The sequence below is a fragment of the Campylobacter canis genome (assembly GCF_045504005.1).
In the GTDB taxonomy this organism is placed as follows: Bacteria; Campylobacterota; Campylobacteria; order Campylobacterales; family Campylobacteraceae; genus Campylobacter_A; species Campylobacter_A canis.
The window spans coordinates 73,167-88,206 of record NZ_JBJJXH010000005.1 but is presented as its reverse complement, the minus strand read 5'-3'; the positions used below and the strand labels follow the sequence as shown (position 1 = coordinate 88,206).

The window sequence follows — 15,040 nt, the reverse complement described above, 5'->3', positions numbered from 1 at the left end:
TGTCAAAATAAGCGAGATGATCCTTATAGGATTTAAAATTTATCAAGCAAATTCATTAATCAAAATATTTTTATAGATAAGAATAAGGAAAAGATAATAACAAATGTCATTTTTTAATCAACATTTAGAGTTTAAAGATAATTTTGATAAAAATTTTAATCAAGCTTTACCAAAATTAAAATCCATTCTTAGCGAGATGCTGAAAAAATTTTACGCATTATACCAAAACGACAAGATTGTTCATTTTTTAAATATTGACAATGAAATTTTGAAATTTTTTGATACAAATTTTATGACTTTAAGCAAATTTGTAAAAGAAATTAATCCTTTTTATTGTGAAGCATTAACCATTGATCTTACACAAGAAGGTCAGATGATTATATCGTCATCTGATGTTGTTTTTAAAAACAGAGATAGTAATTTTATATTTTTTCGACAACATATTCCAAGTTTTAAAATTTATATAAAAAGTAAATATGAGATATTTATAGGCAGGAATTATAACGGCAAATTTAACTTTTATGAGGCAAGCCTAAGCGATGTTTCAAGAATTTGCAAAAACTCTCCTATTATTCATGAATTTTTTAATATTTACTTTGCCTATTTAGTAAGATCAAATTTACATCTAAAAGATATACAATTAGATCTATTAAATAATCCGACAATTATAAAATCACCATTTAAATTTAGCTTGCTTGAAAATTTTGTAAACAAAAAAGAATTTTTTGTCACAAAATATCCAAAAGAAGTATTTTTAAATTCTGTTAATAAACATAGCTTATTTGCTACCTACATTATTTTGAAAATTAAAAAATATATTCCAAAGCCATATCTTGAAGATATTATAAATTTTATCTCAAAAGCTGATCTTGAAAAAATAACGGACAGTAAAGGAATATCCTTAGCAAAAGATGTTTTATATAAATATTTATGCTCCAAAATTGCTTCAAATAAAGAAAATTACAAAAGTGTAATTAGAGATTATGTTGATATGGCTTTAGAGCAAAAAGAGGAGGTGAATTTAAAAATAAGATCTTTAAAAAGAATAGAGGCGGAACACGATAGATTGGTACTAAATATTGAAGAAAAATATTTACCTGATGTAAAAATAAATGCTGACAACCCGTTCTTAAGATTAAAGTTCCCAGATGATATAAAAATGCTAACAACAAAGCAGGAAATAGTTGAAGAAGGGGTGGCTAATCGCAACTGCGTTGCCACATACATTAATCAAGTAAATGCTAAAGAGTCTTTTATTTGCTCTTTAAGAAAAAATAATAGAAGGTATACAATTGAAGTTAAACTGCAAAGGAATAAATTTTATTTGTCTCAAATAAGCGGTATATCAAATAGTCCGGCACCAAATGAAGTAATAGAATATGTGAATAGTGCAATTTTGGCTAACAATAAAACGGTAAAACAAATTCGATAATTCATAATATATTGCAAATAGATTTTTGAAAGGACAAAAAGATGTTATGGTTGCCACAAGAAGAAATAGATAGAGTAAACAAAGATAACGATGAGCTATATGAGTCTGCTTTTGATTGTACGCCTCTAACAGAGCAGCAATTAGCTAAAAAGAAAGCAAAATATCTTATTGAAAAATCTATCATGAGACATAATGCTAAAATTGATAAAACATATAAGAAATATCTGCGTGCTCTGCATGATAATGGAAAAATTATTTATTATTATCCCTTTAAAGGATTAACTAAGGAAGAGATAATAAATGATGATTTATATATAACTCTTTATAAAAACAAAGATCCAATAATATAAATAAAATGTCAAAAATAATTATGCAAAAATTGAATAAAAAATAATAAAGGGCATGGCAGGAATATGTTATGCTCTTATATGGCTACAACTCGAGATCCGGCGGGAGACATCAAGCTTAAATTTAAAAAAGTATTCCTCAAATCTGCATTTGGTTTTAGCTTCTCAATCACTCTTGTCATAGCAACATAAAGTAGGTTTTTTTCTTCTGCTTCGGCATGCTTAATGAGTGCAAAGTCGTTGGCAATTTCCACATTAAAAAATTCAAGCCCTTTAGCTTTGTGAGCAGTTAAAAGTATTATATCGGCTAGTTTTGGGGAGGTTAAATGATTGTGTAGTGAAATAATATTCTCGGGCAACTCCAGCTCATATTTTTCTACAACTTTAATTAAAAAAGCAAGTTCAATATCCCCTCCAGCCTTAGAAATCTTTTTCATATAATCAAAACTAGGATAAGCTCTAATAGTTGATGTCACAATCCTTTCTCTCACATTGAAGTAGAGATAAAAGACATCAAGAAGTAGCTCTTTTATTAAATCCCAATCAAACGGTATCGATACCTTTTTACCTTCTTTCATTAGCTCAAAAGCTTTATCGAACAAATGGGCATTAGTTCTTGTTATATAAGCTGAATAAAGCCCTTCCATGTTCTCTTGCTCATCTAAAACAATTTCACCAATCTCATCTTCGTTAACGCCTTTGATACCAAGAGGTTTGTGGTACATAATTCCACTCATTGTGTTTACAAAATTAGCGATTACAGGTCCAAATCTATAGCTATTTGTAAGTTTAAAACGTTCAGCTTTTATATCTTGCCTAAAGATGTTGATGGTGTTTCTAAAGCCGTAAATTGCTTGACGGTCATCACCAACATAAACTTTCTTGCCCGGTATTTTATTTATAATATGAAACATAGCCCCATTCAGATCTTGAGCTTCATCTACCAATACTGAGTCATAATCCAAAGATGCGAAGTTAAATTCATCTACAAATCGCTTCAAAAGAATTCCATGTGTAATCGGAAATTCGGTGTCATTATACATTTGAGATACAAGCTTCTTAGCGTCTAATATAAAGGTGTTGTCAGAATCAAAGAATAACTCAAACGGAACAGATGAATTTACAAAAGCATTGCAACACTCTATGATCTTTACAGCTCTAGCATACTCATGCTGCTGAAATCTAAAAAATCTCATCACAAAGCTTGTACTGAGTTCATTCATAATAGGATTTGTATTAAGCTTCATCATTTTTGCATAAACAAAGCTGTTAATCGTATGCACTTCAACATTTTTAGGAAATTTAGCCTTTGATTCAGCCCTCACAGATTTATTAAAAACCAGATACAGAATTTTCTCACATGGGCGAGCTTTTGCATATTCTTTTAGCGTAGTTGTCTTGCCGGTTCCGGCTAGCGCTTCTACGAAAATTGTATCAGCATCAGAATATACTATACATAACTGTTCCGGTGTTAGTATCAAGCAAACCTCCTAATTTTTATACATAAAATAATTATATTATACTTTAGCTTAAATATACTTAAATAAAATAATATGATTAATATTTATTTAAGCTATGATATTTTATAATTATTTATCAACTAAAAAAGGGTTTGTATGCTTGCTGTAGAAGTATTTGATGAGTATATGAACAGGCTTAACTCTATTTTGTCTAAAAATGCAATGATTATGACAAATGAGGCTTGCGTGTATTATGATATACTCAAAAACACTAATGACTCAATATTTAAAAAAGCTATGATGTCATTGATTGCGAATTGGAGTAATGCCACCTGTCGTCCAACTCCGGCTAATATACAAGCCGAAATAAATAAAATACAATATTACGGACTCAGCAAAGAGGAGTTTATAAATGTAGCAAAGAGCTACACCTTGATAAACGCTAAGGCTCAGGATCCAAAGCTACAAAATTTAATTAACTGCATTGACAAAGAGGCTCTTTTTAATGGGGAGCTTACCTTTAAACCAGGTCTTGTTTTATAAATTAATCTCGTCGGGCTATATTAAAAAAAGACTTTTTGTCTATTTAATGCGATATAATTTAACTTACACATATTCTAATGTTAGTCAAACAAAGGAGCTATAAACAGATGAATTCACATAAAAATTTCTTTATTGTTAAGACCGGGGATAGTAGAGCTATAGACCGTCTTATTAAAAACAGTATCTTTGATAACTGGAGACAAATACCTAAACATAATATGAAGGTGGGAGATGTCGCTTTTATTTATGACAAAAATTTGACAGACAAAGCGAGGGGAAAAATGTGGACTCCTATAAAATGTATTGCAACAATCTCTCAGGTTGGTGAAAGCGATATAGGTTTTAATTTGCTGCATAAAATCAATTATGAAGCTATAAATTTAAATGAGGAAGAAAAAAGTGTTATTTCAAAAATGAGGCAAGGAACGGGCGTATATGAGCTTATAGACGACGATATTATAACTAAAGTACAAAAGTGCAAGATAAACAAATAGATTCAAAAGAATAGGGCGGCTAGTTTTTAATTAGCCGGATCCTTTTTTATTTCTTCGCACTTTCCGTAACCGCATTTAAGATACCTACTCTTATCATCTTGAAACTCAATTCTAAAAATTTTAAAATTTTTATCTGTCACAATAATAACCGGATGCTTAATGGAAAAATAGCTTTTTCCTCGGTAAAATAAGTAAGCATAGTCATTATTTTCATCTTTAGGATTGGTATGCCAAACAATATTAATGCTATATTTTATATAAAATATAGCCATGGAAAAAGTAAGTAAACTTAACACAACCGTGTATGTAGCTATCTTTTGCTTCTTAGCTTGAATTTCTTGCTCTTCTTCGTATGTTATGTAGTCGGATTTTTTTATAGGTGATACAAAAAGAAACGCTCCATAGCCTAACAGCGATATTCCTACCAATGGATACAAAACCACCGGTATCCAGCCCCTAGCAATCATATAGTAGTCGTAAGATAGGGCAACAGAGATTAATGAGAGCAGGATAGCTCCTATTGAAAGCCATCTTGATAATTTTGATGTGCTAAAAACTCCTTTTAGGTAGCTCCAAATCTCTTTATGATTCTTTTTTAATATGAATATTTCAACAAACATTCCAAAAACAACTAAAACTAAAACGACTCCAAAAAAATTCATGCTATTTAACCTTTTTACTTCCACCAAACATTCTTTTGGTGGCAATATTTTATTTTTGTCTAAATTTTTATCAAATTTATAGCTTCTTGACCCTGCTTGACCTTTAAATATTTTATGTAATTATACAAAATATATCGCTAAATTTCTGCCTATATCTTAAAGCCCTAAAAAATGGGTTTGTATGTTTTAGTATTGAAAATTTTGCTTTTCAATTAATTTCTTATGTTATACCCTATGGCTTAATAAATTTCCTTTTAAAAAAGCTAGGACAAAAAACGTATAATTACCAAAACAATTAACATAAAAACAATTATATAATATTTATTCTTAATAAAGCTTAACTATACTGAGGCTATCCTCTTCATCTCTTTCTTCACCATCTCACTTGTAGGGTCTGCATATATCATTGTAGTTTGTATTTTTTTATGTCTAAGTGCCTTTTGAATTATGCCTAAATTTGTGTTCTTTTCAACAAAATTCATAGCAAATGAGTGTCGTAAAATATGGCAACCTCGCTTACCGACTATTCCGCATTTTCTATAAATTCTTGCCAGCAATTCATAAGCATTTTGCCTAGTTATAGGAGTGTCGTTAACTCCATTTGTAAATATATAGTCCCCTATTTTTGATGAGAATAAAAAGTGCAGTTCCCGGTCGATAAGATCAGACGCTATAAAGGCTGTTTGATACTCCCCTCCTTTGGCTAGTATGGTAATATCGTAAAACTCACCATCATCACTTTTGGAAAAATCGCTAAATTTTAAGCTAAGTGCCTCACTTATTCTAAGACCACTTTGCAACATAAGCTTTATTAACAAGCTATTTCTCATGTTCTTGAAATTTTTGTTTTTATTGAGAGCTTGAGCCAAAAATAGCAAAATTTTATCTCTTTCTTCTCTTGTCATAAAATTTTCAAACTTATGTTGCTTTTTCTTTGTAATTTTATAAGTACTTAGTATTTTCTCTAAATCTATGAAGTTATGGTTATTATTTGTGATATATTTAAAGAAAATCTTTAATATGGTTATATAATGAGCCTTAGTAGAGGTTGATATTGATTTTTTCTTGTTTTGCGTAGTATTATGTTGTTTTTTCTTATAAAGATTATCTAAGTAGATAAAATAGTTAGTTATATCTTTTTGCTGTAAGGTTTTAAAACTTAATTCATCATTATTTTCATAGCAAAACTCTACAAAGCTATCAAGACAGTTTTTGTATGTGTTAATTGTATTAATAGATTTATCCGCTATATTATTGTATGATATAAAGTTATCTCTATACATAGACATTTCGTCTGCAAAATCCATTTTTTTATTGCTTTGCATTAAATTTCCTTTTTTATTTACATAACAATCTATTATGTAAATCTTTATTTTCAATGAAATACAAGGGCAGAAAAAAATAAACGCCCTATTTTAATAAATTATTATGTAAATATTTTTAAGTATTGTATCATAATTATTGAAAATACCATAAAAATAAATTCTTATATCAAATAATGCCTATAAATGATTGATTATTTTTAAAAAATTAAATATAATGATGTATTAAATATGGTTTTATATTAAAATTGTTTTTAAACTACAATAAAAGGATAAAAAATGGCATTAAAGAAAATAGAAATATCTGATAGCTTGTTAGATAAGCTTGGAGCGTTTAAAAGTCCAAAAGAGCTTGGAGAAGCAATAGAACAATATGTCAACATGGGTTTAGATTGCTCTAGGTTTTCAAAAGAAAATATAACTCTATATAATATTATACTTGATCTAGCAAATAGGGTTGATAAGTCAGATGAGATAAATACCATAATCAAAAACTCCCTAAAGGAGATAAATGCCAAGCTGATGGAGGAATTTTGATTACTACATATAAAAACATTAAAAAGGAGCAACAATATGGAACAAATGTTAAAAGATATGAAGCTTTTAAAGATATCTATCGTTACAACTCCGATTTTATTTGTTTTGGCTATTGTTATGAATATAAATAGCAAGGAAAATGTAATTTTTTTAACAATAGCCTTGATTGGTTTGATGTATATATTTATTACGGGTTATTTGAGCCATAAGAAAATAATAGAACAACACAAAAAGGTGGAAGAAGAGCTTAAAAATGAATGATCGGCTATCATAAGTAAAGACTATTTTATATGCATATAGCGTGCGTCCTATCATACTAAAATTCAATAAAAGTTGCGAATAATTCAATAAAACCTGCAAAAAGATGATAAAAATTCAAAATATCTTGCTAAAAAATTATAAAAATTCACTAAAAGTTGCAAAAACAAATTTGATAAAAAGCTAATGTGCCTTATTGCTTTACAGATGGATATGGAGCTGAGCGATTTGAAATCCGTCATCAGTAGACCCTTTATTTTTTGCTATAACCACTTTTAATTAACTATGTTTTACATGGTTAAAAATTTTTTAAAGGAGCATAATATGTGCGAAAATATTAAGAAATTAGAGGTTTTGTCAAGCGACGCTTTAGGGCTTGCAAAAAAAGCAAAGCAACTAATTGAAGAGCAAATCAGAGTGGATGCTTTTTACAAAATCACTTCACCAGATTTGCAAAAAAAGGTTGAGGATAGGTGCGGTGGAAAACCAACAAAAATAACCAACGTATTGTATGTAGATGAGTGGGTTGAAACCGCTGAGCTATATGTTGATACAATGGTATTTTTCAACGCAGCAACGGGCAAGTCAGCAACTCTTCTGATGTTCTGTGATGGCTTTAGTATCGAATGGGATGATAAGGAGGATTTTGAGGATAAAAAAGAGAGGTTAAAATCGTTTATCCCAAATCTTATTCTTGAAGACCGCGGTGATATAGTAGACGAGCTTGATGTGGAATGGAGGGATAAATCGCATAGTGCTTTGAGTTTATTCAACAAAATTGAAATAAACGAAATCTCTATGCTAGAGCTTGCCAAAGCCCTAAACTATCTACATATTTAAAATTTTTGAAGACAGCCTAAAAACTGTCTTCAAAATTAATCCTTTTAGGATTTTACTTAAAATCTAAAGCCCAGACCAAGTCTTACGGAGTGATCGAAAGTATCTTCACTGATGTTTGTTTGAGTGTTTGGTAGTCCATTAATGGTATAGCCAAAATTCGCTCTTCTATATTTTCCGACATAGCCAAGATCACCAAAGAAAGACTCAGTGAAATTAACACTAAAACCGGTCATAACATCAAGTCCAATGATGGTGCTGTTTTTATTCATAGTGACATTTCCTTTGCCACCACTGCCACCACCAAGTATAAAGCCTGATGCACTTTTTGGATTGTCAACTACAAATGTCTTTCCGTTATTTGATTGTCTTGCAAAATACGCTCCACCACCAAAGTAAAAATTAATTGGTAGACTTTGCATAATCCTCCACTCACCCACTCCATGTAACCCAACGCCCTTTTCGCTATTGCGTTTAGAATCAGAATATAGGTCAAACCACACTTTTGCACCCATTCTTTGATAGCTTGGAACAACATACCAACCCAACTCTAAATGAATCGGAGTTCCGTTTGGCATCAACTGATCTACTCTCATAGAGTCCAAAACTTTTGAGCTGGTGCTATATTTCTCTACCGAGGCTCCTATAAAAAAGTCGCGCCATTTGTCGCTAGAGCTGTCCGATGCTAAAGCAGAATTTGTTAAACTCATAAGGCTGATTGCAGCCAGAATAACCTTAAGTCCATTTTTTGTAAATATGGTCATATTTACCTCCTATTTGTAATTTTTATATAACATAATCATTATATTATTCTAATTCTTAAAATAAAATAAAAATATCGATACTATTGGGCTTATTATCGGATGTGTTTTAGGAGCTATGATATAATTAATATATAAATTTTGAGGAGGTTTTTACATGTTTACTAATCCATTTCAAACAATGGCTTATACGTTTAATGTGTTGTTGGAAAACAAATTAACTAATTTGCTTATTAAGATTATAGCGGCATCTTTTTCGCTTCTGGTTCTGTTTTGTTTTTTGATTGGACTTACATCAGGAGAGCTATGGCTTGTTAAATTTGGATTGTGGATATTAACTAGCACATTTAAGGTTCTAGTTCTTACTTTTGTTTTATATATTATATCCTGGTATGTCCTAAGATCACCAAAGATTGTTAATAGTAAAGCATTCCAAAAAACAAAAGATTGGTTTTTAGTTACATTTGACGTAAATAATACGATAAACATGATTAAAGAAAAAACAGAATCTAAGTTAAAAAAGATACAAAGCGATGGAGAATTTGTTGAAAAAACAAGCAAAGCAAAGACCGTTAAGCTTGTAGATCTCTTTTCGGTTCTAAAAAAGGAAAAAGAAAAAAAGATAGATCTATAAAAACATAAAATTTGTTTTGTGTGGAGGTAAAGATGAATAAATTAAATAAAAAGATACTATTTATAGCCCTTGTAACAGCCTCTTTGTGGCTACCTGCTACCGCATCGGATTTCATAAGAGACGCTCAAAAATTCGGCAAAACAATAAATCCGCAAACACAAGCTTTAAGCCTTGAAGACTCAATCAAAGCGTATAACGACAAAAAATTTGAACTAGCTGGAGACTCTTTTTTGCTTATGTTTGTAAAGGGCGATTTTCAGGGGGTCGGTTATTTAGGCGATATTTTTGCTAGAGGTCTTGGAGTTGATCCTGATTGTAAAAAGGCTGCTTATTTTTTATTTGCGGGAGTTAGCTCTAATATATGCCATGCTTACGATGTCTTAATATCTCTAATGGATGAAGATATATGTTTTTCAAGACAGCAAAGAGATAAATATCTTATAAAACAAAAAGAGTGCAGGAGAAAATAATTAAAGGAGATTTTTTGCTATAACCCTAATATTAAGCTATTCATATTTTTATGAGTAGTAAATTTTTTAAAGGAGATTAAAATGGTTCTTTCTAAGAGCAAATATATGCCTTACGAAAAGTGTAGGCTATGGGGGTATTTACTCCAAAATGACTTTCGTTCTGCAAAACGCAGTGTTTTGGGAAACGAAGCGAAAGTGGGCACACTTGCCCATGAATTAGCTGAGGCGTATTTAACAAACGCGCCTATAGGGGCTATTACAACAAAATATAGCCCAACACTTGTAGCAAGCGTCATGGAAACAATGAAAGGCTTGTTAAAAGTAAGAGATTTGGTTTCCGATCTTGTTGTAACAGATGAGGAAACCGATGAGGAGTTGCCTTTCTATGAGATAGAAAAGGCTGTTACAATTCCTTTGCCGGAAGTAGCGGAAGACTTTGCCATAACAGGCAGGTTCGATATTTTTGGATATAAGGATATCACCTTTGAAGATGAGGATGGAGATTTGGTCGAAGCTCAACACGCAGTAGTGATTGAACTAAAAACCTCTGCCGCCTTTAACGACAAAGACGACACGGAGGCTCTTTTGTATGCTTTTTTAGCATACAGAGAGACGGGGTTGCCGGTAATCTTCAAAAGATTTAACCTTAGAATGAGTAAGTGCTATGAAGCTAGATACTCAAAGAGGTATTTAAAAGTATTGGAAGAGTGTTTTATCAATGAATTTACAAACTATTTGTACGTAATCAACGATAAAAACAAGCCAGCTTTCACCCCGGGTTCTCATTGCTTACACTGCCCTTTTATAGATCAGTGTGAAGCGAGAGCTTTTAACCCTCAAAACTTGCAAGACGAGTTGCGGGTTTTAGAGTGGGCACAGCAGTTGGTTGCAGAAAAAACAAATCTGCTTAAAGCTGCGGGGCATGAGGTGCTCTCAAGAGAAGCCAACGAAGAAGATGAGCTTAAACCCGGATATAAAATGCTTATCCCGGGAGCTAACTTAAACGTTGGTTTAAAAGTGAGTGGATTTTGGCAGTTGCAAAGTCGTAAAAATAAAAAAGGCGACGTTATAAAGGCACTTGCCGAAAGAAACCTCCTAGATACTTACATCAACAGCCTTGATATAAAGTTTGATTCCGAGGAGTTAAACGATCAGGTTGAGGCTTTAGGATATAGGTTAAAGCACTCTTTGAGGCAGACAATTAGCATTAGTGCTGCACAAGAAGAGGAAGAGGAGGAGTTCCATGAAGATGCTTCTTAAAGAGGAGTTGATAGGTGTCTGGCAAGAGCTGGACACTTATCTTAAAAAGATGGGGATTGAGGTTTTAGATAAACTGTCACCCATCGCTATTGTAGAAAGCACTCTGTATATAAGATATACAGGAAATTTGGATGAACTTATCCATTTTCGCTATATCTACAGTAAGCACAGGGAGGTAATCGAGGCTGCTATAAAAGAGAAATTTGGAGTGGCTGAGATTTTAAACGATAAAGATATTAATCAGGTGAAGCTAAACTGGCTTAAAAACTTGATAGATACTTATCAGCCTACCGGAATTAAATTTTTTCTAGGTTGAGACAAAACTCAACCTAGAACTTCCTTATAGGAAGTAAATTTTAATCAAACGATATTCTTACTCCGTATTGATCATCGGTGTATAAAGTTGCGGAAAAAGCTTTTCTAGTTTTATTTGATACCAAATCAACTTTAACGCTTCCATTTTTTAACAAATTTCTTACTTCACTATCAGAGAGGCTAGGTTTGCCAAATTTCTGCAAAGAGCTTTTAAAAATGCAGTATGAGCAACTTCCCTTATTAACCCATTGCCCGTCCTCTTGAGTAACCTTTTTGTTTTCGCATTCATAAACTTTTTCTTTTATCAATACCTGACCGCCGCAAAGAGGACAAACACCTATATTTTTGTAGTTTTTAGGCGTAGAGGAGGCATTACTAAAATCGACCCCTACTCCATATTCCATATTTGGAATGAGTTTTGCCTTATAAGAGCCTTTGCTGTTTTTTAAAGTAACTTCCACCGAGCCCTTTTTAAGCAGCTCTTTTACCTCTCTTTGAGTAACTTCTTTTTTGCCAAATCTTTGAAGAATGCCTTTAAATATTCGATAGTTACAGCCTTCGTTTGTAAAAACTCCGCCATCGTTTATAATTTTTGCATTTGAGCACATATATATTTTGCCTCTGTCGTGTATCGTTCCGCTTTGGCATTGAGGGCAGGCTCCAAGAGCTTCAGATGGCTCTTGCGAAGCAAATTTTCGCCCTCCCGGAGAAATACCTCTTTGTTGTCCCGTTCTTTTAATTAGCTCAATAGTATCTTGAACAGAGGTGCGATACATATCTACAACCCCGTCGTAACTCTTAACTCCTTTTTCGACATCTTTAAGTTCTTTAGAGAAAAAGGCTCTTTTTATAGGAGAGACAAGATCTTCAGGAAGCATGGCAATAAAATTTCTTGCCTTAGGGGTTGATATAACCTGCTTTCCGTTATATACAAGCCAAGGCTCGCCTTTGTTAAACTCCTCATCAAAAAGTTGATGTATGATAATCGAACGTGTTGATTCGGTACCTATTCCATGCTCTCCCAAATATGTTTTAATCTCTTCACTATCCGGAAATAAATTTGCCACCTTGGAAGTTGCTGCAAGCAGGGTTGCCTCTGTAAAACGTGGCTTTGGTTTTGTTTTAACTCTTTTGTGTTCCATAGTCTCTAAAGACACTTCATCTCCGGCTTTTAAGTTATCCGGAATCATAGGAGAATAATCTCTAATTCTTTCTACAGCATCAGGGCTGTATATCTCTTTCCAGCCTGCACTAACAGGAACCTGCTCAGAAAAAAACAGAGCAAAGCCATCAATATCAGTTGTATTGCCGTTAACCTGAATATACTCATAGTCTTGCATAAAATTTGCTGTATATCGCTTGGAAACTAATGTAAAACACATCTTTTCTGCGTCGCTAAGCTGTCCCAGCCACTCACTTAAATCTCCGCTTAGAGTAGGCACAATCGCTCCATGAGCAACAACTTCTTCATCTTTAAAGGTAGTTTTTCGCTTAGGTATAGTGCTCTGAAGTATATTTCTTACTATATTTGGATCAACAACCTGATGCTTTGCTAGCTTGATTAAGATAGGCTTAACATCTGCATACTCAGCCTCCTTTAGATATGGAGTATCGGTTCTTGGATATGTTTGGATTGATACCGGATAATCATAAAGTTTTTGGGCTATAGCCATAGTATTTGTGATGTCTATATTGTGTTTGTTGAACATATCTATTTGAAGCTCTGAAAGATTATATAGCTTTGGTGGTGAGTTTTTGGATTGTTTTCTAGTCACCTTCTCTATTCTTAGTTTGCTGTTTGCCAGTATGCCCAAAGCTTTTAAAATTTGCTCCTCTGTCTCAAACTCTTCAGTCCAAACTTCCTGGTCTTTGTCGTTTATATATTTTCTTTTAAGGACAACATCTATAAGATCATTCCCTCTTCTCATCTGCCCTGAGGCGGTATAGTAATATGAAGCCTGATGGTTTTCAAAAGCCAAGTCTCTTTGTACAACAATATATATAATAGGAGTTTTTACTCCTCCGAAGTTAAATTTGGTCTCACCGGCTCCCAGATAATAAGTAAGCGCTCTTGAAAAGCTCATGCCTTCAGCCCAATCTATAAAAGATCGTGCATTTGCGGCGTCAGCCATTTTTATATAATCTATATCATTTGGTTCATTAATGGCTTTTTTTACCTCTGTCTCGTGAGTAGAAGCTAGAGAAATCATGCGCTCTATTTTATTCTCACATCTAGCTTTTCGGATTACATTCATTGCAATAGCTGCGCCCTCATTATCACAGTCGGTTGCGATAATGATTTTATTTGCCGATTGTAGATGTCTAATTGCAGTATTAAGCAACTCAACGGTATTTGGTGCAGGCTTTAATCTTTGTTGATCTGGAAAGACATAAATAGAGTGTTCGCCAAATTTGCCGAGCATAGGATCATACTCTTGAGGATCTAAATTTTTAAGTAGATGTCCTTTTAATGGCACTATAGCGGTTTTTGTTTGATCGTTATAGGCTGGGGACCATTTTTTAGTGTATTTGGCTTTTAAAACCGTAGAAAGAACTTGGACTTGGGAATCTTTCTCACACAAAAAAACCGTATCATATTTAGACATTTTTTACTCCATAGAAAAATTAAGTTTGTAAAAGATAGGAAAATCGGAGGTCTTGCCATCCGATTTTTTGTAGTTGTTAGTTGCTTGGCTGGTTAAACTCTGAAAAGTCGATATTGGGGAATTTGCCTTCCATGATAGCCTTTTCTGCACCCAATAAGTTACCCATTGCATTGTAGTATTCGCACTCTTCAGGAATTTTAAGAGACTTAACCGGAAAACCTTTAAAATTAGCCATTTCATCTTTGTCAAGATAGTAAACGCCGCCGCCGATAAGATATATTTTTGCGATTTTTTGGAATATATTTTTATGGCGATCAGCTAAATTTGTAAGCAGATATTTTGTATACTCTTTTTTAAATTTGTCTATAATCCCAGTCAAATCAAAGGTTTCGCCATATCTTATAAATTTGTTGCTTAGCAGTATTTCTTGTGCTTCTTTCATAGATATTACAGCATTATCCATATCCTGATTAGAAGCGATGTACTCTTCTAAATCTTGAGTAATTTTAACAATGCCAAGATGTGCCATACCGCTGGCGTTTTCTTCGCGTGTCTTGCCCTTAAAGACAGTAACAAGATCTACCGTTAATTGTCCAATATCTACAATGGCGTAGTTTTTATCGTCATCTGGAGCGTCTTTATAGTGAAGTTCATCTATTGCGTATTTTGCGCCCACAGCTTGAGGGAAAAGCATCATACGATTTTGAAGTTTATAATTCACTTTATCAACATTAAAGCTTGCCATTCTTTTCATGAATTCTTTGGCGTGCTGTTTTTGTGCCAAAGAGAGTCCAAGGCTATACATGCCAACATCTTTATCGTCTACATTGCTTACTTGAAGCGCATGCCATAAAGAAAGAGGAGCAAATTTCTCATGATCTTTATAGTCGATAACGTTTAAAATATTTTTAGATTCTGATAGTAGTGCAATATCGCCCAAATAATATCTTTTCTTTTCAAACAAAGGAGTGTCAAGCGACTCATCGGGAGCTTCTGCGATAGCAGAATTTACCTTTCCCAGCTTAATTTTTCCTTGTGCATTACGATAGGCATATTTATCGGTTCCATAGCCAGTATCTTGTGCAAAAATAATTTTTCCCAT

The 15,040-nt window shown here is 32.9% G+C and carries 17 protein-coding genes; 11 read left to right on the top strand and 6 right to left on the bottom strand.

Translation table 11 applies throughout. The features are described 5' to 3' along the window. Positions 1 to 103 precede the first annotated feature (103 nt). Together ACHJH3_RS06365 and ACHJH3_RS06360 are read left to right on the top strand one after the other, a co-directional pair. Positions 104 to 1,432, top strand: coding sequence for a PcfJ domain-containing protein (locus ACHJH3_RS06365; protein ID WP_407064079.1), 1,329 nt, complete (start codon positions 104 to 106; stop codon positions 1,430 to 1,432). A 41-nt stretch (positions 1,433 to 1,473) separates the two neighbouring features. Then, entirely contained in the window at positions 1,474 to 1,782 is a 309-nt protein-coding gene (locus ACHJH3_RS06360; protein WP_407064078.1) for a hypothetical protein, read from the top strand. 74 nt (positions 1,783 to 1,856) lie between these two features. Here ACHJH3_RS06360 and ACHJH3_RS06355 read toward each other — a convergent pair whose 3' ends face one another. Next, positions 1,857 to 3,260: a UvrD-helicase domain-containing protein gene (locus tag ACHJH3_RS06355; RefSeq protein ID WP_407064077.1), complete on the bottom strand. Its 1,404-nt coding sequence runs from the start codon at positions 3,258 to 3,260 to the stop codon at positions 1,857 to 1,859. A gap of 135 nt (positions 3,261 to 3,395) precedes the next feature. On the opposite strand from ACHJH3_RS06355, the gene ACHJH3_RS06350 reads away from it, so the two are divergent. Beyond that, complete coding sequence (locus ACHJH3_RS06350) at positions 3,396 to 3,782, top strand: hypothetical protein (protein ID WP_407064076.1); 387 nt, start codon at positions 3,396 to 3,398, stop codon at positions 3,780 to 3,782. A 107-nt stretch (positions 3,783 to 3,889) separates the two neighbouring features. Continuing rightward, entirely contained in the window at positions 3,890 to 4,276 is a 387-nt protein-coding gene (locus ACHJH3_RS06345) for a hypothetical protein (protein WP_407064075.1), read from the top strand. 26 nt (positions 4,277 to 4,302) lie between these two features. Here ACHJH3_RS06345 and ACHJH3_RS06340 read toward each other — a convergent pair whose 3' ends face one another. Together ACHJH3_RS06340 and ACHJH3_RS06335 are read right to left on the bottom strand one after the other, a co-directional pair. Further along, entirely contained in the window at positions 4,303 to 4,938 is a 636-nt protein-coding gene (locus tag ACHJH3_RS06340; protein WP_407064074.1) for a hypothetical protein, read from the bottom strand. Positions 4,939 to 5,279: 341 nt separating this feature from the next. Continuing rightward, entirely contained in the window at positions 5,280 to 6,263 is a 984-nt protein-coding gene (locus tag ACHJH3_RS06335) for a tyrosine-type recombinase/integrase (protein ID WP_407064073.1), read from the bottom strand. Positions 6,264 to 6,539: 276 nt separating this feature from the next. Here ACHJH3_RS06335 and ACHJH3_RS06330 point away from each other — a divergent pair, with 276 nt between their 5' ends. From ACHJH3_RS06330 to ACHJH3_RS06320, 3 genes are all read left to right on the top strand, one after another. Beyond that, entirely contained in the window at positions 6,540 to 6,797 is a 258-nt protein-coding gene (locus ACHJH3_RS06330) for a hypothetical protein (RefSeq protein WP_407064072.1), read from the top strand. A 36-nt stretch (positions 6,798 to 6,833) separates the two neighbouring features. Then, the gene (locus ACHJH3_RS06325) at positions 6,834 to 7,058 is read left to right on the top strand and encodes a hypothetical protein (RefSeq protein ID WP_407064071.1); all 225 of its coding nucleotides are present in this window, start codon (positions 6,834 to 6,836) and stop codon (positions 7,056 to 7,058) included. 321 nt (positions 7,059 to 7,379) lie between these two features. Further along, positions 7,380 to 7,895 carry a hypothetical protein gene (locus ACHJH3_RS06320; RefSeq protein ID WP_407064070.1) on the top strand — a complete coding sequence of 172 codons (516 nt, stop codon included), beginning with the start codon at positions 7,380 to 7,382 and terminating at the stop codon, positions 7,893 to 7,895. 56 nt (positions 7,896 to 7,951) lie between these two features. On the opposite strand, the gene ACHJH3_RS06315 is transcribed toward ACHJH3_RS06320, so the two are convergent. Beyond that, complete coding sequence (locus ACHJH3_RS06315) at positions 7,952 to 8,656, bottom strand: hypothetical protein (protein WP_407064069.1); 705 nt, start codon at positions 8,654 to 8,656, stop codon at positions 7,952 to 7,954. 154 nt (positions 8,657 to 8,810) lie between these two features. On the opposite strand from ACHJH3_RS06315, the gene ACHJH3_RS06310 reads away from it, so the two are divergent. The 4 genes from ACHJH3_RS06310 to ACHJH3_RS06295 all read left to right on the top strand — a co-directional run bounded on the left by ACHJH3_RS06310 (position 8,811) and on the right by ACHJH3_RS06295 (position 11,333). Further along, on the top strand, positions 8,811 to 9,287 hold the full coding sequence (locus tag ACHJH3_RS06310; protein WP_407064068.1) for a hypothetical protein: 477 nt from the start codon (positions 8,811 to 8,813) through the stop codon (positions 9,285 to 9,287). Positions 9,288 to 9,319: 32 nt separating this feature from the next. Next, on the top strand, positions 9,320 to 9,757 hold the full coding sequence (locus ACHJH3_RS06305) for a hypothetical protein (protein ID WP_407064067.1): 438 nt from the start codon (positions 9,320 to 9,322) through the stop codon (positions 9,755 to 9,757). Between the two features lie 81 nt (positions 9,758 to 9,838). Beyond that, positions 9,839 to 11,017 carry a hypothetical protein gene (locus ACHJH3_RS06300; RefSeq protein WP_407064066.1) on the top strand — a complete coding sequence of 393 codons (1,179 nt, stop codon included), beginning with the start codon at positions 9,839 to 9,841 and terminating at the stop codon, positions 11,015 to 11,017. Next, positions 11,001 to 11,333, top strand: a complete 333-nt coding sequence (locus tag ACHJH3_RS06295) for a hypothetical protein (protein WP_407064065.1) — start codon at positions 11,001 to 11,003, stop codon at positions 11,331 to 11,333. Before ACHJH3_RS06300 ends, ACHJH3_RS06295 begins: the two co-directional genes overlap by 17 nt. Before the next feature lie 40 nt (positions 11,334 to 11,373). On the opposite strand, the gene ACHJH3_RS06290 is transcribed toward ACHJH3_RS06295, so the two are convergent. Continuing rightward, the gene (locus ACHJH3_RS06290) at positions 11,374 to 13,938 is read right to left on the bottom strand and encodes a type IA DNA topoisomerase (protein WP_407064064.1); all 2,565 of its coding nucleotides are present in this window, start codon (positions 13,936 to 13,938) and stop codon (positions 11,374 to 11,376) included. Between the two features lie 76 nt (positions 13,939 to 14,014). Next, positions 14,015 to 15,040 carry a ParM/StbA family protein gene (locus ACHJH3_RS06285; RefSeq protein WP_407064063.1) on the bottom strand — a complete coding sequence of 342 codons (1,026 nt, stop codon included), beginning with the start codon at positions 15,038 to 15,040 and terminating at the stop codon, positions 14,015 to 14,017.